At 66.7% G+C, this 22,211-nt stretch carries 21 protein-coding genes and 5 tRNA genes; 10 read left to right on the top strand and 16 right to left on the bottom strand.

Features of this window, described 5'->3' with window-relative positions; genetic code table 11:
• Window positions 1-75: 75 nt before the first annotated feature.
• The 4 genes from AC5P57_RS10955 (at window position 76) to AC5P57_RS10940 (ending at window position 520) form a co-directional block, all read left to right on the top strand.
• Window positions 76-151 (top strand) — tRNA-Ala (locus tag AC5P57_RS10955).
• Between the two features lie 49 nt (window positions 152-200).
• Window positions 201-276 (top strand) — tRNA-Glu (locus AC5P57_RS10950).
• Between the two features lie 45 nt (window positions 277-321).
• Window positions 322-397 (top strand) — tRNA-Ala (locus AC5P57_RS10945).
• 47 nt (window positions 398-444) lie between these two features.
• A tRNA-Glu gene (locus tag AC5P57_RS10940) sits at window positions 445-520 on the top strand.
• 140 nt (window positions 521-660) lie between these two features.
• Here the strand turns inward: AC5P57_RS10940 and AC5P57_RS10935 are convergent.
• Window positions 661-1,077: a GNAT family N-acetyltransferase gene (locus AC5P57_RS10935; protein WP_099553174.1), complete on the bottom strand. Its 417-nt coding sequence runs from the start codon at window positions 1,075-1,077 to the stop codon at window positions 661-663.
• Between the two features lie 77 nt (window positions 1,078-1,154).
• On the opposite strand from AC5P57_RS10935, the gene AC5P57_RS10930 reads away from it, so the two are divergent.
• Window positions 1,155-2,111 (top strand): SOS response-associated peptidase family protein, encoded by a 957-nt coding sequence (locus AC5P57_RS10930; protein ID WP_142806236.1) that lies wholly within the window; start codon window positions 1,155-1,157, stop codon window positions 2,109-2,111.
• Between the two features lie 10 nt (window positions 2,112-2,121).
• Here AC5P57_RS10930 and AC5P57_RS10925 read toward each other — a convergent pair whose 3' ends face one another.
• On the bottom strand, window positions 2,122-2,502 hold the full coding sequence (locus AC5P57_RS10925) for a response regulator (RefSeq protein WP_262234934.1): 381 nt from the start codon (window positions 2,500-2,502) through the stop codon (window positions 2,122-2,124).
• 132 nt (window positions 2,503-2,634) lie between these two features.
• Here AC5P57_RS10925 and AC5P57_RS10920 point away from each other — a divergent pair.
• Together AC5P57_RS10920 and AC5P57_RS10915 are read left to right on the top strand one after the other, a co-directional pair.
• Window positions 2,635-2,720: transfer RNA gene (locus AC5P57_RS10920), tRNA-Leu, on the top strand.
• A gap of 200 nt (window positions 2,721-2,920) precedes the next feature.
• A complete protein-coding gene (locus AC5P57_RS10915) occupies window positions 2,921-4,360 on the top strand; it encodes a GGDEF domain-containing protein (protein ID WP_099553124.1) in 1,440 nt (479 codons plus the stop codon).
• Here AC5P57_RS10915 and AC5P57_RS10910 read toward each other — a convergent pair.
• The gene (locus tag AC5P57_RS10910) at window positions 4,357-6,183 is read right to left on the bottom strand and encodes a methyl-accepting chemotaxis protein (protein WP_099553123.1); all 1,827 of its coding nucleotides are present in this window, start codon (window positions 6,181-6,183) and stop codon (window positions 4,357-4,359) included. The two genes, AC5P57_RS10915 and AC5P57_RS10910, sit on opposite strands and share 4 nt — an antisense overlap.
• Before the next feature lie 255 nt (window positions 6,184-6,438).
• The gene (locus tag AC5P57_RS10905) at window positions 6,439-7,122 is read right to left on the bottom strand and encodes a GNAT family N-acetyltransferase (RefSeq protein WP_495219573.1); all 684 of its coding nucleotides are present in this window, start codon (window positions 7,120-7,122) and stop codon (window positions 6,439-6,441) included.
• A gap of 15 nt (window positions 7,123-7,137) precedes the next feature.
• Here AC5P57_RS10905 and AC5P57_RS10900 point away from each other — a divergent pair, with 15 nt between their 5' ends.
• Both AC5P57_RS10900 and AC5P57_RS10895 read left to right on the top strand, forming a co-directional pair.
• Window positions 7,138-8,238, top strand: a complete 1,101-nt coding sequence (locus tag AC5P57_RS10900; protein WP_262234932.1) for a DUF5694 domain-containing protein — start codon at window positions 7,138-7,140, stop codon at window positions 8,236-8,238.
• A gap of 61 nt (window positions 8,239-8,299) precedes the next feature.
• Window positions 8,300-8,590 carry a putative quinol monooxygenase gene (locus tag AC5P57_RS10895; RefSeq protein ID WP_099553120.1) on the top strand — a complete coding sequence of 97 codons (291 nt, stop codon included), beginning with the start codon at window positions 8,300-8,302 and terminating at the stop codon, window positions 8,588-8,590.
• Here AC5P57_RS10895 and AC5P57_RS10890 read toward each other — a convergent pair.
• The 10 genes from AC5P57_RS10890 to AC5P57_RS10845 form a co-directional block, all read right to left on the bottom strand.
• On the bottom strand, window positions 8,532-8,831 hold the full coding sequence (locus AC5P57_RS10890) for a hypothetical protein (RefSeq protein ID WP_262234931.1): 300 nt from the start codon (window positions 8,829-8,831) through the stop codon (window positions 8,532-8,534). The genes AC5P57_RS10895 and AC5P57_RS10890 overlap by 59 nt on opposite strands.
• Window positions 8,832-8,893: 62 nt before the next feature.
• Window positions 8,894-11,083, bottom strand: a complete 2,190-nt coding sequence (locus tag AC5P57_RS10885; protein WP_262234930.1) for a PAS domain S-box protein — start codon at window positions 11,081-11,083, stop codon at window positions 8,894-8,896.
• A 207-nt stretch (window positions 11,084-11,290) separates the two neighbouring features.
• The gene (locus AC5P57_RS10880; protein ID WP_495219572.1) at window positions 11,291-13,678 is read right to left on the bottom strand and encodes a Tex family protein; all 2,388 of its coding nucleotides are present in this window, start codon (window positions 13,676-13,678) and stop codon (window positions 11,291-11,293) included.
• Between the two features lie 207 nt (window positions 13,679-13,885).
• Window positions 13,886-14,101, bottom strand: a complete 216-nt coding sequence (locus AC5P57_RS10875) for a hypothetical protein (RefSeq protein ID WP_005417149.1) — start codon at window positions 14,099-14,101, stop codon at window positions 13,886-13,888.
• A gap of 724 nt (window positions 14,102-14,825) precedes the next feature.
• Window positions 14,826-15,278 (bottom strand): hypothetical protein, encoded by a 453-nt coding sequence (locus AC5P57_RS10870; RefSeq protein WP_099553116.1) that lies wholly within the window; start codon window positions 15,276-15,278, stop codon window positions 14,826-14,828.
• Window positions 15,275-15,478: a PspC domain-containing protein gene (locus AC5P57_RS10865; protein ID WP_099553115.1), complete on the bottom strand. Its 204-nt coding sequence runs from the start codon at window positions 15,476-15,478 to the stop codon at window positions 15,275-15,277. The genes AC5P57_RS10870 and AC5P57_RS10865 overlap by 4 nt, the downstream gene beginning before the upstream one ends.
• Before the next feature lie 67 nt (window positions 15,479-15,545).
• A complete protein-coding gene (locus tag AC5P57_RS10860; RefSeq protein ID WP_430542865.1) occupies window positions 15,546-15,920 on the bottom strand; it encodes a YfeK family protein in 375 nt (124 codons plus the stop codon).
• Window positions 15,921-15,971: 51 nt separating this feature from the next.
• On the bottom strand, window positions 15,972-17,039 hold the full coding sequence (phaC, locus tag AC5P57_RS10855) for a class III poly(R)-hydroxyalkanoic acid synthase subunit PhaC (RefSeq protein WP_099553113.1): 1,068 nt from the start codon (window positions 17,037-17,039) through the stop codon (window positions 15,972-15,974).
• The gene (phaE, locus tag AC5P57_RS10850) at window positions 17,036-18,100 is read right to left on the bottom strand and encodes a class III poly(R)-hydroxyalkanoic acid synthase subunit PhaE (RefSeq protein ID WP_099553112.1); all 1,065 of its coding nucleotides are present in this window, start codon (window positions 18,098-18,100) and stop codon (window positions 17,036-17,038) included. The genes phaC and phaE overlap by 4 nt, the downstream gene beginning before the upstream one ends.
• Before the next feature lie 22 nt (window positions 18,101-18,122).
• The gene (locus tag AC5P57_RS10845; protein ID WP_049429661.1) at window positions 18,123-18,737 is read right to left on the bottom strand and encodes a CDP-alcohol phosphatidyltransferase family protein; all 615 of its coding nucleotides are present in this window, start codon (window positions 18,735-18,737) and stop codon (window positions 18,123-18,125) included.
• Window positions 18,738-19,030: 293 nt separating this feature from the next.
• Here AC5P57_RS10845 and AC5P57_RS10840 point away from each other — a divergent pair, with 293 nt between their 5' ends.
• Entirely contained in the window at window positions 19,031-19,732 is a 702-nt protein-coding gene (locus AC5P57_RS10840; RefSeq protein ID WP_099553111.1) for a class I SAM-dependent methyltransferase, read from the top strand.
• 226 nt (window positions 19,733-19,958) lie between these two features.
• Here AC5P57_RS10840 and AC5P57_RS10835 read toward each other — a convergent pair whose 3' ends face one another.
• Both AC5P57_RS10835 and AC5P57_RS10830 read right to left on the bottom strand, forming a co-directional pair.
• The gene (locus AC5P57_RS10835; RefSeq protein WP_142806242.1) at window positions 19,959-21,320 is read right to left on the bottom strand and encodes an MATE family efflux transporter; all 1,362 of its coding nucleotides are present in this window, start codon (window positions 21,318-21,320) and stop codon (window positions 19,959-19,961) included.
• Window positions 21,321-21,438: 118 nt separating this feature from the next.
• Complete coding sequence (locus tag AC5P57_RS10830) at window positions 21,439-22,068, bottom strand: DUF2239 family protein (RefSeq protein WP_262234927.1); 630 nt, start codon at window positions 22,066-22,068, stop codon at window positions 21,439-21,441.
• Window positions 22,069-22,211: the final 143 nt, after the last annotated feature.

Here is a 22,211-nt window from a genome sequence, read left to right as displayed (position 1 = left end):
AACCGGAACGAAAAAAGTTGAAAAAAAGCTTCCACAAACGTGAACACGCAGGTATGATAGGCGGCTCGGTAACACGGGGCCATAGCTCAGCTGGGAGAGCGCCTGCATGGCATGCAGGAGGTCAGCGGTTCGATCCCGCTTGGCTCCACCACTTTCGACATTAGGCCGTCGAGAGTTCTACAACTTGAAGTTTTTCGTGCGTCCCCATCGTCTAGAGGCCTAGGACATCACCCTTTCACGGTGGCGACCGGGGTTCGAATCCCCGTGGGGACGCCAGTTTTAAAACGGACTCTGCTCCCGGCAGATCATCCGGAGTTTCATGGGGCCATAGCTCAGCTGGGAGAGCGCCTGCATGGCATGCAGGAGGTCAGCGGTTCGATCCCGCTTGGCTCCACCACTTCGACATTAGGCCGTCGAAGCATCTACAACTTGAAGTTTTCGTGCGTCCCCATCGTCTAGAGGCCTAGGACATCACCCTTTCACGGTGGCGACCGGGGTTCGAATCCCCGTGGGGACGCCAATTCTTGAAAACCCTGGCTTCGGCCGGGGTTTTTCTTTGCCTGCGATTCCCGGGAAGGCCCTGTCCGCGCATGGCGGGGATCCACTGCAGGGCCCGGGTAGATCCACGCCATGCGTGGATGGTTTCACCTCCGCCGCACCTCAGAACCGGCGATACATCCCGATCGACGCCGGTGCTGTCGGCGCAAAACCAAACTGCGCATACAACCGGTGCGCCTCACCATCGGCCAGCAGGCTGACGTACGCCGATGGCGGCAGGTTCGCCTGCATCCAGCCATCCAGGCGCCGCATCACTTCCTTGCCCAGGCCCTGCCCCTGCAGGCGCGGCAGCACCGCGATATCGCAGACCTGCAGGTGGCACCCACCATCGCCGACGATGCGGCCCATCGCTACCAGCTCATTGCCCTGGTAGGCACACACGCCATACAGGGTGTTGGGCAGCGCCCGCGTCGCCGCCTCGTGGCTCTTGGCACTGAGGCCGGCCAGCACACGCAGCCGGCAGTAGTCTTCAACCGTGGGGACAGCCTCGCGGAACTGGCAGCTGACGGAATCATTCATGCGGTATCTCCCTGTAGGTCGGGCTATCCTGCCGTATCCACGTCGCAGCGACTGCGACCCAAGCCTGCAGAGTTCCCATGTGCTATTCCGCCCTGATCCGCGCCGACTACGCCACGCTGGTCCGCGAGTTCGGTGCCATCCTGTCGCTGGAGGAGTTCGCCGAACTGTACGCACACGACCCCGGCAAGAAGCGACCGAAAACTCCGAAAGCAATGGATGACGGCTTTGCCGGCGCACGCACCGGACAGGGCCGCGACATCGTCGCGAAGATCCAGCACTGGCATGCACTGGAACGCCAGGTTCTGGAGGCGGAGTTGGCCGGCCAACGCGAGCGCCGCGATATCGCCCATGCAACGCTCGCCACGCGCCCCACCCAGAAGGCACGCAACGACCTGCGCGTGGCCGGCAACCGCATCGAACGCGCCCAGGCCCGGCTCGAAGACCTGCACCGGGTCCAACTACTGCCGCGCGACAACCGCATTTTCCCCGGCACCTACGCGCCGGTGATGGTCAGCGAGAACGGCCGCCGGGTGATCAAGCCGATGCGCTACCAGTGCCGGCTGCCCGACAAACCGGCACGCAACGACGTGCTCTACCCCGGCACCTACAACGCACGACGTGACAGCCTGGAAGGCTATTGGCGCGGCGCGTTCGGCCTTCGCCACGGCGTTGTCGTGGTGCGGGCGTTCTATGAGCACGTACCACGCCACGCCATCGCAGGGCGCGCGCTGGGCGCCGCGGAAAAGGAACAGGATGTGGTGCTGGAGTTTCGCCCCGATCCGCCCCGCGACCTGCTTTTGGCCTGCCTTTGGGCGGAATGGGAGGGACCGGAAGGACGCCTGCTCTCGTTCGCCACGATCACCGACACCCCGCCACGCGATGTCGCCGCGGCAGGTCACGATCGCGGCGTGATACCTATCCGCAGGGAACATCTCGATGCGTGGCTCAATCCCGACCCGGACAACCTGGCCGGGCAGTACCGCATCCTCGACGACCGCGAGGACATCCGATACGTGTACGACGAGGCCGGCTGAAGCGCCGTTCTCACGCCGTTGCGCTGGAACGGCCCACCGCACGGGTCAGCGCCCGGGTCAGATCCGCCGACAGGTACGGCTTGACCAGCAGTATTCCGGCCAGCATCGACTCGGGCAACTGCTCAGCCAGCATTCCGGTAGCGAGCACGAACGGTACGCCACGCGCCGACAATGCTGCCGCCACCGGCTCGCTGGTCTCGTTGCGGGCCAGGCGATAGTCCAGCAGGGCCACATCCGGGGCCGAGTCTTCCAGCATGCGCAATGCCTCTGCCACGCTCGCCGCCAACCCGACCACGGCCGCGCCGGCATGCACCAGCTGCATCTGCAGCAGCGCCGCGCTCATCTCGTCGTTCTCGACCACCAGCACCCTCAGGTCCTGCAACACTGTCATCGGCTATGGCTCCTGGAGGCATTCAAGCCGGCGCAGTATAGCCATCACAGAGCCGATGCCGACAGGAAACGCCCCGATCTGCCTTGCCCCTATGAAAGCCCCACCCTCCTCGGTTACACTCACACGCTGCCTGCCGGTGTGGCGGAATGGTATACGCAGCTGACTCAAAATCAGCCGGGGGTGACCCCATGAAGGTTCGAGTCCTTTCACCGGCACCACAGCATCAAAGGCCAGGTCCTCGACCTGGCCTTTTGCTTTTCAGGCGATGCATGCCCATGTGGCCGCTCCTGTGTCACTGCACTGACGCATAACTGCGACCGCTGACAGGGTTGCCTCTAGACGCAGCGCACACTTTTCTTGCCAGACTCACGTACATCTGCCTATCGTGATCCCGCCGGATCCGGGGGCGGGGGAATGCATGACGCTGCGTGCTGCACTGTTTTTTCTGGTCACGCACGCACTCGTCATTGCCTTGGTCGGCCCGCAGGACCCTGTCGGCTCCTACCTGTTGCTGATCACCGCGCCGCTGCTGGCCGCACTGGCCTGCGTGCGGCGCGCACGTGTCAGCCAGGCGGCCTGCAAGTGGCGGCTGCTCGGCGCGGCCGTCGGCCTGTTCTCACTCGCCCTGCTTGCCCTGCTGTACCGCAATGTGGCCGGCCTCACCCCTGCGCAGATGACCGCCTCGACACTGATCCTGTACGTGTTCTACCGGATCCCCCTGACCTATGTAGCTGCAAGCCCGGGCGGCGGGAACCGCTTCATCCGTGCGGTGGACCTTGCGATCATTGCCCTGCTTTGGCTGCTGTACTACCTGCATACGCGCGCCATGGCGCCTCTCAACACCGCGCTGTGGACGCAGTGCCTGAACACCATGAGCAGCGTGCAGAACAGCCTGGTGTTCTGCTTCGCGCTGATCCGTTTCCTGGCCGAGGACAATCCCGACCGCCGCGATTTCTTCCGCACACTTGCGATCTACGCGCTGGGCTACTTCCTGCTGGCGCTCTACATCAACACCTACCAGCCGCAGACACCTGACGGCGGCTGGGGCGACCTGCTGATCAGCGGGCTGTTCGTGTTGCTGGCCGTCCTGGCCGGCAGCCACCGCCGCTACCCGGCAGTGGAGGTATCCCGCAGCCTGCGGCGCATCGTCGACGCCGGCGTCCCACTGATGCTGCCCTTGCTGCTGATGATGGTGGCGCTGCTGGTCGCGCGCCTGCAGCCAAACCTGGCCACGGTAGGTTTCATCGGTGCGATGCTGGGTTACGCCCTGCGCAGCGTGCTGAGCCAGATCGAGATCCAGCGCCAGCGCGATGAACTGGAAACGCTGGCGCGGCGAGATCCACTGACCGGGCTGGGCAACCGGCGCAGCTTCGATGAGTCGCTGGATGGGGCCCACCGCCGCGCGCGCCGCCAGGGCCAGGGCCTGGCGGTGCTGATGATCGACATCGACCACTTCAAACGGCTGAACGACACCTACGGGCACCCCGAAGGTGATCGGCGCCTGCGTGCCGTCGCCGGCATCCTCGACGGCTGCCTGCAGCGCGGTGACGACCTGCTGGCCCGCTATGGCGGCGAGGAGTTCATTGCGGCCCTGCCATCGCCCGAGGCGATGCACGCGCTGCATCTGGGCGAACGCCTGCGTGCTGCGGTCGAAAGCGCCGCACTGCCTGCTGCCGAGGGCCATGTGACCATCAGCGTAGGCGTGGCCTGGCAGGCCGCCAGCGATGAGTACGCGCCGGGAGACCTGGTCGGCCATGCCGACCAGGCCCTTTACCGGGCCAAGCATGCCGGGCGCAACCGTGTGCACCTTGCCTCGGCCATGCAGCCGTCCGATGAGCCTGTGGGCCCGCGCACCTAGACGATCCGCAGGGTCGCCCCTCCATGCAGATGCCCTGCCCCGTCCTGCACGCGGAAACCGGCGACGGTCTGCAGCAGCTGTGCCGACTGCTCTTCCATGCTGCGCGCCGCCGCCGACGCCTCCTCGACCAGGGCAGCGTTCTGCTGCGTGCCCTGGTCGATCAGGTCAACCGCATGGTTCATCTGCTGGATGTCGTCGCTCTGCTGCTGCGAGGCAGTGCTGATCTCGGTCATCAGATCGCTGACCCGGCGGACGTTGGTCACGATCTCGTCCATGGTCCGGCCCGCGCTTTCCACCTGGGCGGTGCCGGCCCCGACGTTCGCCACCGACTCATCGATCAGATGCTTGATCTCCTTGGCGGCACTGGCCGAGCGCTGGGACAGCTCGCGGATCTCGGTGGCGACCACGGCAAATCCTCGACCATGTTCGCCCGCGCGTGCGGCCTCCACCGCTGCGTTCAACGCCAGGATATTGGTCTGGAAAGCGATGCCATCAATCACCCCGATGATATCGACGATGCGCCGCGAGGAGGCGTTGATCACCGCCATCGTCTCGACCACTTCATGCACCACACTGCCGCCGCGCGCAGCCACATCGGCGGCCCCGCCGGCCAGCTGGCTCGCCTGGCGCGCGTTGGTGGCTGTGCGCTGCACGGTCTCGGCCAACCCCTTCATCGACACCGCGGTTTCCTCCAGCGAGGCCGCCTGCTGCTCGGTGCGCTGCGACAGGTCGCTGTTTCCCTGCGCGATCTCGGTCGCACCCACCGCAATGGTGTCGGCAGCGAACTTGATCTGGCCGATGATCGCGGCCATCGCCTCGACCAGCGAATTCACGCCCTCGCACAGTTCGGCAATGGAACCCTGTTTGTCCGCCGTGGCAACGCGCCGGGTCAGGTCGCCCTGCTTGGCCGCGGCCACCACCTCGCGGGTCTGCGCCACTGCGCGCTGCATCGCCTGGTTCTCATGCACCTGCGCGGTGATGTCGGTTGCGTACTTGACGACCTTGAACGGCTTGCCGTTGAGGTCGAGGATGGGGTTGTAGGAGGCCTGGATCCAGACCTCACGCCCGCCTTTGCCCAGGCGTCGATACTGCCCGGCGTCATACTCGCCACGCCCGAGCTTCTCCCAGAACCGGCGATATTCGTCACTGCTGCGATGGCCTGGCTCGACGAACAGCGAGTGGTGCTGTCCACGCACCTCATCGAGGCCGTAGCCGGTGACTTCGAGAAAGTTCTCGTTCGCCGAGAGAATGCGCCCGTCCATGCTGAATTCGATCACTGCCTGCGATTTGCCGATTGCCGCCAACTGCCCGGCCGAATCGGCCGCCTGCAGCTTCTGTGCGGTGATGTCGGTGGCGAACTTGACCACTTTGTACGGTCGCCCCTGGCGATCCAGCACCGGGTTGTAGGAGGCCTGGATCCAGATCTCGCGCTGGCCTTTGCCGAAGCGTCGATACTGCCCTGCGTCATATTCGCCGCGTCCCAGCCGCGCCCAGAAGTCACGGTACTCGGCGCTGCGCGCCTGCTCGGGATCGACGAACAGGGAATGATGCTTGCCCTGGATTTCCTCCAGCCGGTAGCCCACCGCCTGCAGGAAGTTGTCATTGGCCTGCAGGATGGTGCCATCGAGCGCGAACTCGATGACCGCCTGCACGCGGTGCAGCGCTGCGACCTGGGCCTCGAGTTCGGCACGATCGGTCGCTGCCGGTTCAGTGCCGGTACGGTGCTGCGGGGCCAGGGCGCCCAGCAGCGCGCGCCACGGCGACCAACGGGTATGCAGCTCGGCCGGCGCCTGCGCGCCCGCCGTGAAGCCTGGAATGAGCATTGTCTGATCCTCGGTGTCCGGTAAGCGGTTGCGACCCGACGGGCGGGATGCCCGGCGGCAACTTCAGTTGCTTGGGACTACAGGTGCCTGCGGGCACCCCTCGAGCGGCTGGCAAGAACGTCTGGTGCGGGTGCGATCGGCATCCGGGAGCGGCGGAACACACAGCGCGGGCCGCCCATCGGGGGCAGCCTGGGGTCCTGCAGCGGGCGACTGGAGCGGGATCCAGAGGGGATATCGGCGATGCCGTCAGCCGCTTTAGCGGGATTCCGCGACCTCCGTCGCAACTCCGTGCATTACAGCAGGAAGGCGATAGATGATCGTTGTGTACTTCACACCCTGCTCACGTGCTGCGGGCTGTCCCCCGAGGGACTCAGCAAGCGAACGGCTGGACCGGTTCTGCTCGGCCACCGGATAGCGGAACGCCGCGCATGACAGTCGCTGCGACGCCGCAGACCACACCGCCGCCACTGCTTCCCGCCCATAGCCATGGCCATGCATTGCTTCAGCGATCCAGATACCCAGTTCGGGCTCTGCATCACCGGTGCGATGCAGGCCGGCCAGTCCCAGGAACACGCCATCCTCGCGCCTGCGGATCACGAACGTGATGTCGCTCCCATCGGCAATGGCAGGCAGCCACGCCTGCCAGACGGCGGCAAATGCCTCCTTTGACGGGGGCGGCTCGAAGGCCATGTAGCGGGTCAACCCGGGGGTGATGCCCGCAAACGCCTCGTCAGCGTCACCGGACGTAAATGGCCGGAGGCACAGCCGCGGACTGTCGATGCTCCAGTGATCGGATGTCATGTTCTGCATTGCCTGGGCACGGAATACAGCATCACTCGGCAGATGGATGCAGCTCAAGGCAAAAAGGTTTGCATGACCAACGGGAGGTCCCCTGCCGGGCGGAAATGGCGAGCATGCAGCGATCCGCAGGATGTTCATCTACAAGGAGATCGTATGTTCGTTCGCCTCACCAGCTTCGTCATCCTCGGCCTGTGCAGCATCGGCGCGCTTGCCGCCGATGCCACCTATCGGCCGGCCTTTCACCCCGACCAGCTGAAGGGGCCGCCCGCAGGCCGCACCAACGAGGTGCTGGTGCTGGGCAGCCCGCATCTGTCCGGCCTGCCGAAGACCTTCACACCGGACATTCTGCAGCCATTGCTGGAGCCTCTGCTCGAGCGCCTGCAGGCATGGCAGCCCAATGCCATCGCCGTGGAGAACCTGTCCGGGCTGCAGTGCGACTTCATGCGCCGCAACCCTACCCGCTACGCGGACAGTGTCGAGACCTACTGCATCGACCCGGCACCGGCCCAGGCCGCGACCGGCCTGGACGTTCCCAGCGCCAATGCCGAGATGGAGCGCCTCCTCGCACAATGGCCGAAAGCCCCTACGCCGGCCCAGCGCCGCCGCCTCGCGGCCGTGTTCCTGGCCGCAGGCGAGAACGGTTCGGCGGTGGTGCAATGGCTGCGCCTGCCCATCGACGAACGTCGCGCCGCAGACAGCCTGACCCCGGAGCTGGTGCAGTTCCTCGACAAACGCATTGCCAGGCGCGACGAGGCCGGCATGATCGCCGGCGTCCTCGCTGCACGCCTGGGCCTGGAGCGCTTGTGGTCGGTCGATGACCACACCGCCGACGCGCCTGTCCCGAAGGAGCAGGAGAAGGCCTATGGCGCGGCGCTTCAGGCGGCCTGGGACAACCCGGCAACCACGGCGCGGTTCGCCGCCGACGAACCGCTGCACGCCAACCTGGCCAAGCCCGACGGCCTGCTTGCGCTCTATCGCGACTACAACGCCCCGGACACGGCGATGACCGTCTACAACAGCGACTTCGGCGCGACCCTGGTCGAGCCGTCACCCGATGCCTTCGGACGCAAGTACCTCGGCTACTGGGAAACCCGCAACCTGCGCATGGTCGCCAACATGCGCGACGTGCTCGGCCAACACCCGGGCACCCGCATGCTCACCATTGTCGGTGCCTCGCACAAGGGCTACTACGAGGCTTACCTCAACCAGATGCACGATGTGCAGCTGGTCAGTGCGGACGCAGTATTGCGTTGACGGGCTGGGTGCCGGCCACCCGCCGGCACTATCCTGCAGGGCCCCATCCACAGGTGCCTGCATGCTCAAGGTCATCGCCGAAGACTTCATACATCCCGATGCCGTGGACACTGTGCTTCCGCTGTACCGGGAACTGGTCGCGTGCACGCAGCGCGAGCCGCTCTGCCTTGGCTATGAACTGTTCGTGGACCAGAAGGATCCCGGGCATTTCGTCTTCATCGAGCAATGGCCGGACCGCGCCGCCCTGGACATCCACTGTGCCAGCGAGCATTTCCAGCGGCTGGTGCCGCAGATCAATGCCTTCCAGCGCGCGCCATGCCGGTTCCTGCTGATGGATGCTGCACCTCAGTAGTGCCGGCACCGTCGCCGTGATCCCGGCGACGGTGCCGCCACAGCACCAGGCTGGCCGCCATCGTGCACGCCAGGGTCAGGGCCAGCAGCGCCACCACGCTTCCCTGCAGCGCCGGCAGCATTGCCTGGGCCAGACGGTCCTCACGCACCTCCTCCAGCCGCAGCCAGGCGGCGAGGGTCAGGCACCAACCGACCATGGCCGGGGCGAAGGCGCGCACCGTCATCGGGTTCCAGACATTCATGGGATCACCTGTACGAGAGGAGGTGGGCGGAGTATTCGCGCCCGTCCTCTCACTGGATGAGATCAACCCTCGGCCGCGTCGACGTCGTCGCCTGGCAGCTCGCTGGCCTCGCCCTGCACCTGCACGTTGTTACGGCCCATCGCCTTGGCCCGGTAACACTGGGCATCGGCCGCGGCCACCGCCTGGTCCACGCTCATCCCGCCGGCCAGCGGCGCGATGCCGATGCTGGCCCCTACGCGCAACCGGTTCTGGTCCCACGGAATCGACAGCGACGCCAGGGTGTGCAGCAGCTCACCGCCAATGCGGGCAGCACGACGCGGCGTGCAACCGGACAGGATCACCGCGAACTCGTCGCCGCCCAGCCGCGCCACCACATCCGAATCGCGTACCCCGTGACGCAGAACGCTGGCCACCGCCCACAGCACCGCATCGCCAGCCAGATGGCCCCAGGTATCGTTGATCGGCTTGAACCGGTCCAGATCGATGTACATCAGCGACGCGGCCTGGCCGGTACGTTCAACGCGGGTGATCGCCTGCTGCAGATGCACCTCGAAGCCACGGCGGTTGCTCAGTTCGGTCAGCGGATCGATCTCGGCCAGATGGCGCGCCTCGCGCTGGCGGGCACGCTGCTGGGTATCGTCGCGCAGCACCCAGACCGCGCCTCGCACGTGGCCCTCGTCATCGCGCAACCAGGCGCGGGTCAGGTCCACCGGCACCGTGGCGGCACCCAGGCGCAGCAGCAGGTCGGCATGCAGGTCCACCGCGTTGCTTTCCGGATCCAGCAGTACCGACACGTCCAGCATCGACCCCGGCGCGTACTCGGTGGTCAGCGCCAGCACATCCTGCACCTTGTGCCCGGCCAGCGACAACGCGCCATCGCCGGCCAACGTGCGTACTGCGGCGGCATTGGCGTAGTCGATACGGCCATCGAGGCTGACGCTCAGCACCAGGTCGGCCACGGCATCCAGGGTGATGCGGCTGCGCTGCTCGCTCTCGAACAGCCGCTGCTCGCTGCTGCGCTGGGCGGTGATGTCCTGGATCTGCGACACGAAATGCACCGGCTCGCCATGCTCGCTGCGCACCAGCGAGACCGACAACCGGGCCCAGATCACCTTGCCGTCGCGATCGAGATAGCGTTTCTCCAGGTGGTAGTGGCTGCGCCGCCCGGCCAACAGGTCCTGCACCAGCGACAGGTCGGTCTGCAGGTCGTCGGGATGGGTCAGGCGCTGGAAATCCACCTGCAGCAGCTCTTCCCGCGGATAGCCGAGGATCCGGCACAGCGCATCGTTTACGTCCAGCCATCGCCCTTCCAGCGACACCAGCGCCATGCCCAGTGCAGCCGAGGTGAACGCACCGGCGAACTTCTCCGCGGACAAGCGCGCCTCGGCTCGCGCCTGCAGGATCTCGGTGATGTCGATGGCCATGCCGACATAGCCGATGCGTGCACCGTCGGCACCGTCCATGCGGCTGATCGACAGGCGTACCTGGCGTGGCTGGCCATCCTTGCGCAGCAGCGTCCATTGCCGCGAATAGGTCTGGCCATCGGCACGCGCACTGAGTGCCTCGAACACGCCTGGCAGATGGCCATCGGCATCGGCCAGCGGTCGCAGCCAGGCATTCAGTTCCTGCGGATCGTGGAAGGCATCCAGCCGGCGCTGGCCGACCACTTCGGCCGCGCTGTAGCCCAGCAGGCGTTGCGCGCCGGTATTGAACAGGGTGATGGTGCCATCGGTATCGGTGGCGATCACCGCCACCTCATCGGAGGCATCGACCACGGCCTGCAGGCGTTGACGGGTCTCGGCCGCATCATGACGGGCCTGCTGCAGTTCGGTCACGTCGGCATGCGCGCCGGCCATCCACAGCGGCCGGCCCTGCCCGTCCCATTCGAAGACGCGGCCACGGTCCTGTATCCATATCCACTGACCGTTCTTGTGGCGCATCCGCAGCAGGCACGCGTAGTTGTCGGTGCGTCCCTCGAAATGCTCGTCCAGTGCCGCGTCGGACAGCGCTATGTCATCGGGATGGACCAGCTTCAGGAAGGTCTTCTGGCAGATCGGCTCCAGCTCTTCCAGCCGGAAACCGACAATCTCGGCCCAGCGCGCATTGACCCGCATCTCGCCGGTCTGCACGTTCCATTCCCAGGTGCCCGCGGCGGTGCCATCGATGATCATCGCCAGCCGCCTACGCTCTTCGGCCAGCTCCTGCAGGCGGCGCTCCAGCAACCCGTTGCCGTTGGTGCCCTGGCCCGCCATCAACGCTCCCTCCGGCCCGCGCAGGCAGGCGTTGGCCGCAGCAATGCGCTGCAGCGTGCAACGAAGACGACGGGTCGTGCTGGCGTCATGGCCCTCCCCAGCGACAGCGGGGGGCCGAACGCCTCCCCTCCAGCGCAAGTGTGCGCAATCACGGGGAAAACCGACAAGTCCCCCGCCGCGGATCAACCGTGACGGGGGGCACGAACCTCAGCTGCGCTTGGCGCGGGCGAAGGCCTCGGCCAGGGCGTTGTTGGCCGGCGGCGCCGACTGGGCTGGCCGCCCGCTGTTACCCTGGCCCCGGTTCGGCCCGCGGTTCTGCCCGCCTGCGTCACGGCGCGGCCCCTGGCCCTGGCCGCGCTCTTCGCGCTGGCCCGGGCGGCTGGTGGCCTGCCCCGGGGTATCGTCCAGGCGCCGGGTCAGCGCGATGCGCTTGCGCGGCACATCCACTTCCAGCACCTTCACCTTGACGATGTCGCCAGCCTTGACCACGTCGCGCGGGTCCTTCACGAAGGTGTCGGACAGCGCCGAAATGTGGATCAGGCCGTCCTGGTGCACGCCGATATCGACGAATGCACCGAAGGCCGCCACGTTGCTCACCACGCCTTCCAGCACCATGCCCTCGCGCAGGTCCTTGATGTCCTCCACGCCTTCGGCGAAGCGCGCGGCCTTGAACTCCGGACGCGGGTCGCGGCCCGGCTTCTCCAGTTCCTTCAGGATGTCGCGCACGGTCGGCACGCCGAAGGTGTCGTCGGTGAACTGCTCGGCCTTCAAGCCACGCAGGAAGCTGCCATCGCCGATCAGCGCCTTGATCGGGCGCGCGGTGCTGGCCACGATGCGCTCGACCACCGGATAGGCTTCCGGGTGCACCGCCGAGGCGTCCAGCGGCTGGTCACCATCGGCGATACGCAGGAAGCCGGCGCACTGCTCGAACGTCTTCTCGCCCAGGCGCGCAACCTTCAGCAGGTCCTTGCGACGCTTGAACGGGCCGTTGTCGTCACGATGGCGCACGATGTTCTCGGCCACCGTGGCCGACAGGCCGGACACCCGCGACAGCAGCGCGGCCGAGGCGGTGTTCACGTATACGCCGACCGCGTTCACGCAGTCCTCGACGCGCGCGTCCAGCGCCCGCGCCAGGCGGTACTGATCCACATCGTGCTGGTACTGGCCGACACCGATTGCCTTGGGTTCGATCTTGACCAGTTCGGCCAGCGGATCCTGCAAGCGGCGGGCGATCGACACTGCGCCACGCAGCGACACATCCAGGCCCGGGAACTCCTTGGCCGCGAACTCGGACGCCGAGTACACCGACGCGCCGGCCTCGCTCACCACCACCTTCTGCAGCTTCGGGTTGGCGGCGGCCTTGATCGCTTCGCCGGCCAGCTTGTCGGTTTCGCGGCTGGCGGTGCCGTTGCCGATCGCGATCAGTTCCACGTTGTGCTTGGCGCACAGCTGCTTGATCGTCTGCAGCGACTGGTCCCACTGGCGGCGTGGCTCGTGCGGGTAGATGGTGTCGGTGGCCACCAGCTTGCCGGTGGCATCGACCACGGCGATCTTGCAGCCGGTGCGGATGCCCGGGTCCAGCCCGAGCACGGTCTTCGGGCCGGCCGGTGCCGCCAGCAGCAGGTCCTTCAGGTTGTCACCGAACACCGCTATGGCCTCAGCCTCAGCCTTTTCGCGGGCCTGGTTGAACAGGTCCAGCAGCAGATGGGTGTGCAGCTTGGCGCGCCAGGTCAGGCGGCAGGCGTCCAGCAGCCAGCGGTCGGCGGCACGCCCCTGGTCGGCAATGCCGGCCCTGCGCGCCACGCGTCCTTCGGCGTATTGGTGACCGGCTTCGGCATCGCTGCCCGGGTCCAGCTCCAGGAACAGGATCTCTTCGCGGCGCGCACGGAACAGCGCCAGCAACCGGTGCGAGGGGATCTTCGCCAGCGCTTCGGCATGCTCGAAATAATCCCGGTACTTGGCACCCTCGGTTTCCTTGCCCTCGGCCACGCGGGCACGGATCACGCCGGTGTCGCCCAACCAGGTGCGCAGCTCACCGACCAGCGCGGCGTCTTCGCCCCAGCGCTCCATCAGGATCGCGCGCGCGCCTTCCAGCGCGGCCTTGGCGTCGGCCACGCCCTTGTCGGCATCGACGAAGGTGGCGGCGAAGACCTGCGGATCCTGCGTCGGGTCGCCCAGCAGGCCATCGGCCAGCGGCTCCAGGCCGGCCTCGCGGGCGATCTGCGCGCGGGTGCGGCGCTTGGGCTTGTACGGCAGGTACAGGTCTTCCAGGCGGCTCTTGGTATCGGCGGCGAGGATGTCGTTACGCAGTTCATCGCTGAGCTTGCCCTGTTCGCCGATGCTGGCCAGCACCGCCGCGCGGCGTTCCTCCAGCTCACGCAGATAGGTCAGGCGTACTTCCAGGTTGCGCAGCTGGGTGTCATCCAGGCCCCCGGTCACTTCCTTGCGGTAGCGCGCGATGAACGGAACGCTGGCGCCTTCGTCGAGCAGGCCGACGGCGGCACGTACCTGGGCGGACTGGGCACCGATCTCGTCGGCGATGGTCTGGGCGATCTGCTGGGCGAGCGCGCTCTGGGCGTTCTTGGCGTCGTGCATTGCTTCAGGTCTGTGCCGCGTTACGGGAAGACCCCATTCTGGCAATCGACGACGCAGCCGGACAAGGCATTGACAGGGGGCAAGGTTCAGCGGCGAGGCCGGATTGGACGCCGGCATCCTGGCGGAGAGAGGGCTCGGACTGGCCCGGGGCTGGGATGCCGGCGCGGGCGCGCGATGGTGGGCGCGCCCTGCCGCGTGCTGCGAAGGTCAGCGGTAGTGGCGGGCGGCGCGCTGCATGACGATGTCGTCACGCATGCCTTCCAGGGCCATCAGGCGGACCTTGCCGACACCCTGCAGTTCCATGAACCGCTCCGTGTAGAACTCCGGCCCCAGCGCGGTGTCGGCGCGGGATTTGCTGAAGCCGTAGGGCACCACGCCCTTCTCGCCATCCTTGCTACCACCGACATAAAGAACGATTGCCATGTGATGTCTTCCTCCAAATTGCTACTGCGTACTGCACTCGATGAGCGATGCTGCGAGCTCATCGAGGGAGAGCTTACCGCGTCGAACCTGACTGGAACGTCACGAAGGCTAATGACGATCGGTTGCATGCAGATGACTGCGGGATCGCAGCAGAATGCTTACGGATCTTTAACTTTCGCCTAACGAATCCAGGTGTGTTCCCGCCAACGGCGCAGCCCCTCGTGGCTTGGTCGCGAAATGCGCTTCATGTGATTGGGTCGGTCGGGGTGGGTTCGCGGGACACGCCGTAAACCCGTCCATGGGGGCTCGATGGCGCCATCCATGGCGCCAACGGTCCCGCGAACCCACCCCGACCGACCCCCGACAGTTTTCGGGCACGTCCAGCCACGGAAAAGAAAAAGAAGATCAAAGGCAAAAGCGGCCTGGCCGGCTGATTTGTTGCTTCCTGTAGAGCCAAGCCATGCCCCGCTCGCGAGCAAGCGCAGCGCGCGACCCGCTTCTGCTGTTCTTTTTCTTTACCGTGGGTGGTACAGGCCTCAGCCATCTGTCAGAGGGCGGTCGGGTTGGGTTCGCGGGGGTGTCCGCGGCATGGATGCCGCGGCCAAGCCCCCATGGATGGGTTTACGGCGTCCCCCGCGAACCCAACCCGACCGACCAGCGCGAAGGTTTTGCATTTGGCGACCCAGCATCACCGCCCACGAGGGGCTGCGCCGTTGGCTGGAAACTACGGCCACCAACCACGCCCGAACCGGGCGAAATGATCGGCCGCCCGCTCGAACGGATTCCGTGCACTCACTCCACCGCACAGCAGGTACACCGGCAGGTACAGCGGCCCCAGCACCATGTACTGGTACACGTGTGCGCGTTCGTGGTCGTCCAGCCGGATCAGCGGCTCCACGCCCCAGCCCGCCTGATGCGCATAGGTCCGGCAGGAAATGCCCAGGTCATGCCCGGTGTGCAGGATCACATTGCCCAGCGTGATCGCCCCGCCCGGCCCCCACGGCCAGCGGTCGAACACCAGCGCACAGTCCCGCCCGCTCCAGCGCGGCGTCGCGCCGCCGAGCATGCCGGCCAGGCCGCCGATCACGCCGAGCAGGGAGTTGGGGGACGTCCAGAGCGCGCCCAGTACCTGCAGCGCGCGCAGCCAGACCGTCCAGGGCTGCTGCGCAGTCTTCAATCGGCCTCGTTCGGCATCAGCAGCCACAGGATCAGGTAGACCAGGATGCCGGGAAAAGCTGCAGAGGCCAGCGACAGCAGCACGTAGATCACCCGCAGCAGCGTGACATTCCAACCGAAGCGATGGGCGATGCCACCCATCACGCCGGCAATCATGCGGTCGTTCAATGAACGCGACAGCGTCTTGGGCGTGGTGTTCATGGCGGTGTCTCCTCAGCTTGCGGGCAGAACCAGTCGAGCATGGGTCGAATCTACACCGCCCCCATGTCTACGGCGTGCGTTGGCGCAGGGCCTGCAGGCGCGCACCGAACCAGGCGGCTGCGGTCTGTTCAGGCTGCCCCGGGCACTGGATGCGGTAGGGCTTGCCGGTCATGCTGCTCTGGCTGGCCGCGCGCTCGATGAACTGCTCGGCACTGTCCACCTGGTTCTTCTTCAGCAGGTAATCGTACTTGCGCTGCAGGTGCGCACGCGCCTCGGCGGCGTCATGCCAGCTGCCATTGCGCTGGAACCGGCACTGCGAGCCATCGAGGCTGGAGATCAGCTGGACGATCTCGCGCTGTGCCTGCGGGCCGGGGGCGGCGTGGGCCACAGGCGCTGCCAGCAGCAGCGCGGCAAGCAGCATCGAAATCCGTTGCGACATCATCATTCTCCATGCAGTCGAGCATGGCTCGACGCTACAAAACCGAAGCAGGCGTTACGCGTCACGCGCCTTCAGCCAACCATCGATCGTCGCCGGCACTTCGCGCTGCGCGCGGCCGGACACGTAGATACCGATGTGGCCACCACGGAAACTGGATTCAGTGTAGTCGGTCGTGCCCAGTCGCCCACGCATCGCGCGCGAGGCATCCGGCGGCACCAGATGGTCCTGTTCGGCGTAGATGTTCAGCACCGGCAGGGTCACTTTCGCGAGATCCACTGCTTCCTCGCCGATCCGCACCGTGCCCTTCACCAGCCCGTTGCCCTGGTAGAACTGCTTGATGAAGTCACGGAACGCTTCACCGGCCAGGTCCGGCGAGTCGAAGATCCACTTCTCCATGCGCAGGAAATCCTCCAGCGCCGCCTTGTCATCAAGGATGTCGAGCAGGCCGACATACTTCTGCACGTTCAGGCGGAATGGCTTGAGCATCAGGTAGCTGGCATTCATCAGGTCGGCCGGAATGTTGCCCAGCGTGTCGACCAGCAGATCCACGTCCACCTGCCGTGCCCAGTGCGAGAGCATGTTGTCGGCGGTCTGGAAATCAACCGGGGTGACCATGGTGATCAGCTTGCCCAGCTTCTGCCGGCGCAGTGCCGCATAGCACAGCGCGAACACGCCACCCTGGCAGATGCCGAGCAGGTCCACCGGGCCACCGCTGCGCGCGCGCAGCGCATCCACCGCGCCATCGATGTAGCGCAGCAGGTAATCCTCCAGGGTCTGGAAGCGCTCGGAGCGGTCCGGGTAGCCCCAGTCCAGCACATAGACGTCCTGGCCCAACGCCAGCAGCTTCTGTACCAGCGAGCGGTCGGCCTGCAGGTCCACCATGTACGGCCGGTTGACCAGCGCATAGACAATCAGCAGTGGCGTGCGGCGGGTGGGTGCCTGCTCGCCTACGAAGCGGTACAGCACCACCTTGCCGTCGCGCCAGACTTCCTCGCGGGCAGTCACGCCATAGTCCACGTCTTCAACCTGCGGCAGCAGCTTCAGCCCTTCCATCAGCTTGCGCTGCATGGCCAGGGTTTCCTGCATCAGGTCATCGGCGTTGAAGCCCAGCGGTCCTTTCATCGGGCACGCGCCCGCGAGGTGGTGCGTGCGGCAGCCTTCTTCGCCGGTGTTTTCTTCGCGGCCGGCTTGTTCGACGGCGCGGCCTTCTTCGCGGCTTTGCGCGCGGCCGGCTTCACCTTAGCCGGCGCCGGCTGCGACACCGGATCCACCGCGGCGGTCCCCGCCAGCACCGCCACCTGTGCCTGCAGGCGGCGAAGGCTGCGCTCCAGCTCGGCAATGCGGCGATGCGCAGCGTCCATCTCGCTGCGGGTCGGCAGACCGATGCGTTCACTCATCTGTTCCACCTCGCGCTGCAGGCCGGCGCGCAGGCGCATCTGCGCGTTGCCCAGCGCGGCATACACCTGCTGGAACGGCTCGGACATCGCAACCTTGGCGTAGGCTTCCTCCGCCACTTCAATCCACAGGTCGAACATCGCGCGGGCGCTGGTCAGCTGGCTGCCCGGTTGTTCGTGCTCCGCCAGGCGCTGCTCGAACAACGCGAAGGCTTCGTCCAGCGCCTGCTTGATCTGATCGACGTAGGCACGCGAGTGCTGCTGGTATTCCTCCTGCGCACGCAGCAGGGCCTGCCAGCGCGCCTGGTGTTCGCGGCCGGGCCCGAACGCCGGGCTCTGCAGCCACGGGCCGGCCTGCAGCTGGAACTGCTGCAGCCACGCGGCGAATTCGGGCACGGCGGCGCCGGCCTGGGTGCTGCCCCGCGCGCCCTGCAGCATCCACTGCAGCATGCCGTCGCCCTGCCCCTGCACCGCCTCGCGCCAGGCGTGGGCCACATCGGCGCTGCTGGCATCGCGTCCAGCGAAGCGTGCCGCCACTTCCTGCATCGTGCCGTACCAGCTGCCGGCCTGTTCGCGGAAACGGCGCACGGCATCTTCCGGCGCACCCTGCCCCTGTTCGGGCAACAGCTGGCCCCACCAGTCAAACAGGCGCTGCCAGCTGCCGGGGTCATCGCCGGCCGGTGCACCGGGCGTGGTCGCATGGCGCAGGGCATCCCCCCAGGCACCGAAGTACTGCCGGGCAAGGGTCTCGAAATCGCTGCTGCCGGCGTCGTGGGCCGAGCTGGTCATCGCAGGCCTCCGCAGGGCTGGCTCATGGTTTGGGAATGCGCAGGGTCTTGCTGATCATCAGCGACCCGGACAGGGCGAACAGCAGCACCATCGGGTGCAGCTGCCAAGGGCCGATCTGCCACTGGCCAAACCAGAGGTCCTGGCCGATGGCATCGGTACCGGCGGCGATCGCCAGCACGATCACCAGCACCAGGCTGGTCGGGATCGGAGTGCCCTCGAAATACTTGACCTTGCCCTCGTCGCCGGCCAGCGCCTCGGCGGTGACGTTGTAGCGCGCCAGGCGGCTGACGCCGCAGCACACGAAGTAGCTCAGCACCAGCCAGTCCCAGCCGCCCTGCATGCCGCACGCATAGGCCAGCGCCGCCGGCGCCACGCCGAAGGAGATCACGTCCGACAGCGAGTCCAGCTCGCGCCCCAGGGTGGAGCTGGATTTGCGCCAGCGCGCGATGCGCCCGTCAAGGGCGTCGAAAATGAAGGCCAGCGGGATCAGCGCCATGCCGAACAGCAGGTAGCCGCGCTCGCCGTCCTGCAGGAAACGCATCGCGGCGAACACCGCACCGGTGCCGCAGAAAGCATTGGCCAGGGTGAACCAGTCGGCCAGCTGGAATTCGCGCAGCATCGAGAAGTGACGTTTCATGGGGTCTCACGGAGCATCAAGGCCCACAGGTTACCGCGAGCACCGCCATGGGTGACAGCGCCGGCCAGGCCGATTCTTCACCATGCCCTCACCTATCCTCACCAGCGGTGAATTTTTCGCCACCCATCTTGACAGCCTAGGGGGGTGGCGCCTGTCGCGGCTTATCCACAAAGTTGCCCACGCGTAATCCACACCCCCTGTGGACAACCAGATCTCACCGACTGCGACGCTGGACATTTCCTCATCACCCTGCAGCGGGGTTTTCCTACTTCCCAAGCCGCAAGGTCAGCGTTATGGTCACCGGTGGACCCGCCGCCGCCACGTCCGAATCTCTTCGATGGACGACGACGATGCTGGATGCTTCCACCCTGGCCGCGCAGCTGCGGCAGCCCCATGGCGACGCCGCGCTGGCGGTGGCCGACTCGATGAACCGCAGCAACGCCACGCTCAACCACGCTGCAATCGGGCTGCTGGCCGTCGGCACCGGCGAACGGGTCCTGGAGATCGGCCCAGGCAATGCGGCCTTCGCGCCATTGATGCTGCAGGCCAGCGGCAGCCACTATCTCGGCATCGAGCTGTCCACGGCCATGGTCGAGGCCGGCAACCAGCGGCTGGCCAGCGCCGGCCTGGGCGACCGGGCGGCAATGCGGCTTGGCGATGCCCATGCGCTGCCGGTGGACGAGGCGTCCATGGATGCCGCACTGGCGGTCAACACCCTGTACTTCTGGCCGAACCTGGCCCCGGTGCTGGACGAGCTGGCGCGCGTACTGCACCGGGGAGGCCGGCTGTGCCTGGCGTTCGGCGATGCCAGCTTCATGCGCGGTCTGCCATTCGCCGCCGACTTCCAGCTGCATGAGCTGGACGCGGTGGAGCTGGCGCTGCGGGTATCGGGCTTCCACGTCTCGGCCTGGCGCAGCCATCGCGAAACCGCCGCCGGCAATGACGGGCAGACGCGGGAGAAGCATTTCCACCTGCTGCTGGCGCATCGGCGCTGAAGTGGTAGAGCCGGCCGCTGGCCGGCTGCCTCGGCCATTCCAGATTGCCGGCCAGCGGCCGGCACTACCCCGCCCGCATCCGTCGCCAGCGAGCGAAACACAACACCTGCATCACCAGCGGCCAGGCCCACCGTAGCCACCGCACCGGATGCGATCCGACCGAGTGGTAGAGCCGGCCGCTGGCCGGCTGCCTCGGACATTCCGGATTGCCGGCCAGCGGCCGGCACTACCCCGCCCGCATCCGTCGCCAACGCGCGAAACACAACACCTGCATCACCAGCATCGCCACCAGTCCCAGCGGCCACGCCCACCACAGCCCGGCCAGACCGTACCGGGACTGCAGCCACATCGCCAGCGGCAGCTCCAGCAGCAATACCGCCACCATGCCCAGCAACGCTGGCAGCCATACCGTGCCGCTGCCGCGCATCACCCCGACCAGCACCGCGCTGATACCCATCGCCAACACGCCCCACACCACGGTGCGCAACTGCAACGCGGCCAGTTCGCGCACGTCGGTCGCCGCCAGGATCAGGCCGCTCAGCCAGGGCGCCAGCGCCACAACCAGCATCACCACCCCGCACAGCATCACCAGTCCAAGCATCACGCCGGTGCGGGCAATGGCGGGCAATCGTGCCGCACGCCCTGCCCCCATCGCATGCGCGGCGAGGATGGTGGCGGTGATGCCCAGCGACATGGCCGGCAGCTGCACCCAGCTCATCAACTGGTTGACCGCACCATAGGCTGCCGTGGCGGTATAGCCATAGCGGTTGATCCAGCCGAGCAACACGATCTCGGCAACGGCCAGACTGAGCATCTGCAGCGATGAAGGTACGCCGATGCGCAGCATCGAACGAATGATCGCGCCATCAAAGCGGATGGCTTGCAGCAACTCATGCCCCGGTGCCAACGGGTGACCCATCCGCTGCCACCGCCACATCAGCCAGGCCAGGGCCAGCAGCGAGGCGAGCGCCGCCGAGACTGCCGCACTGGCCGCGCCCAGCTGCGGCAGGCCGGCCCAGCCCAGGATCAGCAGCGGCGTGCACAGCAGGCCGACCACCGTGGCCAGCAGCAGCGCATGCAGCGGCGTTTTGGCATCGCCCACCGCACGGCTCACCGCAGTGGCCAGCCACAGCAGGAAGAACGCCGGTGCAGCCAGCAGCAGAACACGGGCATAGACGATGGATTCGCCGAGGATCGGCGCTGGCGTGCCAAGTGCTGCCAGCAGCTGTGGCGCGAAACCGCCGCCCACCGCCATCACCAGCACTGACAACAGCAGGACAAGTGCCACCGCACTGCCGGCCACCGCGCGAGCCTGTTGCGGCCGGCCCGCGCCCCAGGCCTGGCCGATCAGCACCATCGCACCGGTCGCCAGACCCATTACCAGGGCCAACAGCAGGAAGAAGACAGGGAAGAACGCTGCGGCGGCGGCCACCGCCTGCGTACCCAGCAGATGGCCGAGGTAGATGTTGTCCAGCGTGCCTGCGGCCAGCTGCAATGCGTTGGTCAGCAGCATCGGCAGCAGCAGGGTCAGATAGGTGCGCCAGAGGGGCGGCGCGACCGGGGGGATGGGATGTGCGGGGGTGTCCATGGGGTTCTCTGGGCAAGGCGCTGCCCTGCCCGGCGTTTCCGCCAGCAAAGCAAGCACAGGGAAAGCAGGCCGTGGCCCGCGGTCAGGTGGCGCCGCCGCTCAGCAACGGCGCGGTGGCTCAGTCGTCTGCGTGGTCCGAAGAATCATCGAAGGCCAGGCGCAGGGCGTGATTGCGCACATCCCCGGGCCAGCTGCGCAACGCCATTTCCAGGCCCGCCCGGTCGTGCGCGAACAGGACACGGATCGCTTCCTCGAAACCTGGCAGGTCTCCGGCGATCGTCTGCAGGAAGTGATAGGCACGCTCGCTGTGGCGGCGCTGCCGGTCCTTGTCCGCACCAGCACGGCTGGCCGCCTCCACCAGCCTGCGCAGCACTACCGAGGCCCCGCCGGGCTGCTCGGCCAGCCACGCCCAGTGGCGCGGCAGCAGGGTCACTTCGCGGGCGACCACGCCCAGCTTGGGGCGGCCACGGCCACGCGGCGTTGCCGGCACATCTTCGGCAGTGACGTCGGCATCCGCCTCGACGGCGGCGGTAAACGCTTCGATGACCCGCGCCAGCAGTTCTGCGTCGCTACCGCGCGTATCGAAATCACGGGTGCGGCCGGTAGCGTTGTCGAACACGAGCAGCGGACCGGCAGCGTTGCCGGCGCGCAGCTGTTTCAGCGCAAGCGCAGCCACTTCCGGTGTACCGGAAGCGACCAGGCGGTGGCCGTCGAAGCAACTGAAGGGAGGGAGTCGGGACGCAGGCATGGCAATGACATCAGAGGCGATGCCCGAATATTGCCCGGGTAATTTGTATTCGTCAATATTGCCCGGATATTAATAAGCCAGGAGAGCGTGCCAACCAAGGTTGGCACCCACCGGAAAGGTTGATCCCCACCCGAAAGGTTGAT

It is taken from the genome of Stenotrophomonas sp. YJH_SMC_79 (assembly GCF_059367995.1).
Note: the sequence above shows the minus strand (reverse complement) of the source record. Positions and strands in the feature narration are given on the sequence as shown.

Coding starts and splice junctions, on each gene's coding strand:
- AC5P57_RS10890 (WP_262234931.1), bottom strand. CDS start 8,831: ATGAATGTCTGGAACCCGATGACGGTGCGCGCCTTCGCCCCGGCCATG.
- AC5P57_RS10830 (WP_262234927.1), bottom strand. CDS start 22,068: ATGCCTGCGTCCCGACTCCCTCCCTTCAGTTGCTTCGACGGCCACCGC.
- AC5P57_RS10910 (WP_099553123.1), bottom strand. CDS start 6,183: ATGCTCATTCCAGGCTTCACGGCGGGCGCGCAGGCGCCGGCCGAGCTG.
- phaC (WP_099553113.1), bottom strand. CDS start 17,039: ATGAAAGGACCGCTGGGCTTCAACGCCGATGACCTGATGCAGGAAACC.
- AC5P57_RS10915 (WP_099553124.1), top strand. CDS start 2,921: ATGACGCTGCGTGCTGCACTGTTTTTTCTGGTCACGCACGCACTCGTC.
- AC5P57_RS10905 (WP_495219573.1), bottom strand. CDS start 7,122: ATGAACATCCTGCGGATCGCTGCATGCTCGCCATTTCCGCCCGGCAGG.
- AC5P57_RS10875 (WP_005417149.1), bottom strand. CDS start 14,101: ATGGCAATCGTTCTTTATGTCGGTGGTAGCAAGGATGGCGAGAAGGGC.
- phaE (WP_099553112.1), bottom strand. CDS start 18,100: ATGACCAGCTCGGCCCACGACGCCGGCAGCAGCGATTTCGAGACCCTT.
- AC5P57_RS10845 (WP_049429661.1), bottom strand. CDS start 18,737: ATGAAACGTCACTTCTCGATGCTGCGCGAATTCCAGCTGGCCGACTGG.
- AC5P57_RS10835 (WP_142806242.1), bottom strand. CDS start 21,320: ATGGACACCCCCGCACATCCCATCCCCCCGGTCGCGCCGCCCCTCTGG.
- AC5P57_RS10860 (WP_430542865.1), bottom strand. CDS start 15,920: ATGATGTCGCAACGGATTTCGATGCTGCTTGCCGCGCTGCTGCTGGCA.
- AC5P57_RS10840 (WP_099553111.1), top strand. CDS start 19,031: ATGGTCACCGGTGGACCCGCCGCCGCCACGTCCGAATCTCTTCGATGG.
- AC5P57_RS10930 (WP_142806236.1), top strand. CDS start 1,155: ATGTGCTATTCCGCCCTGATCCGCGCCGACTACGCCACGCTGGTCCGC.
- AC5P57_RS10925 (WP_262234934.1), bottom strand. CDS start 2,502: ATGACAGTGTTGCAGGACCTGAGGGTGCTGGTGGTCGAGAACGACGAG.
- AC5P57_RS10900 (WP_262234932.1), top strand. CDS start 7,138: ATGTTCGTTCGCCTCACCAGCTTCGTCATCCTCGGCCTGTGCAGCATC.
- AC5P57_RS10880 (WP_495219572.1), bottom strand. CDS start 13,678: ATGCACGACGCCAAGAACGCCCAGAGCGCGCTCGCCCAGCAGATCGCC.
- AC5P57_RS10885 (WP_262234930.1), bottom strand. CDS start 11,083: ATGGCGGGCCAGGGCACCAACGGCAACGGGTTGCTGGAGCGCCGCCTG.
- AC5P57_RS10935 (WP_099553174.1), bottom strand. CDS start 1,077: ATGAATGATTCCGTCAGCTGCCAGTTCCGCGAGGCTGTCCCCACGGTT.
- AC5P57_RS10865 (WP_099553115.1), bottom strand. CDS start 15,478: ATGAACACCACGCCCAAGACGCTGTCGCGTTCATTGAACGACCGCATG.
- AC5P57_RS10895 (WP_099553120.1), top strand. CDS start 8,300: ATGCTCAAGGTCATCGCCGAAGACTTCATACATCCCGATGCCGTGGAC.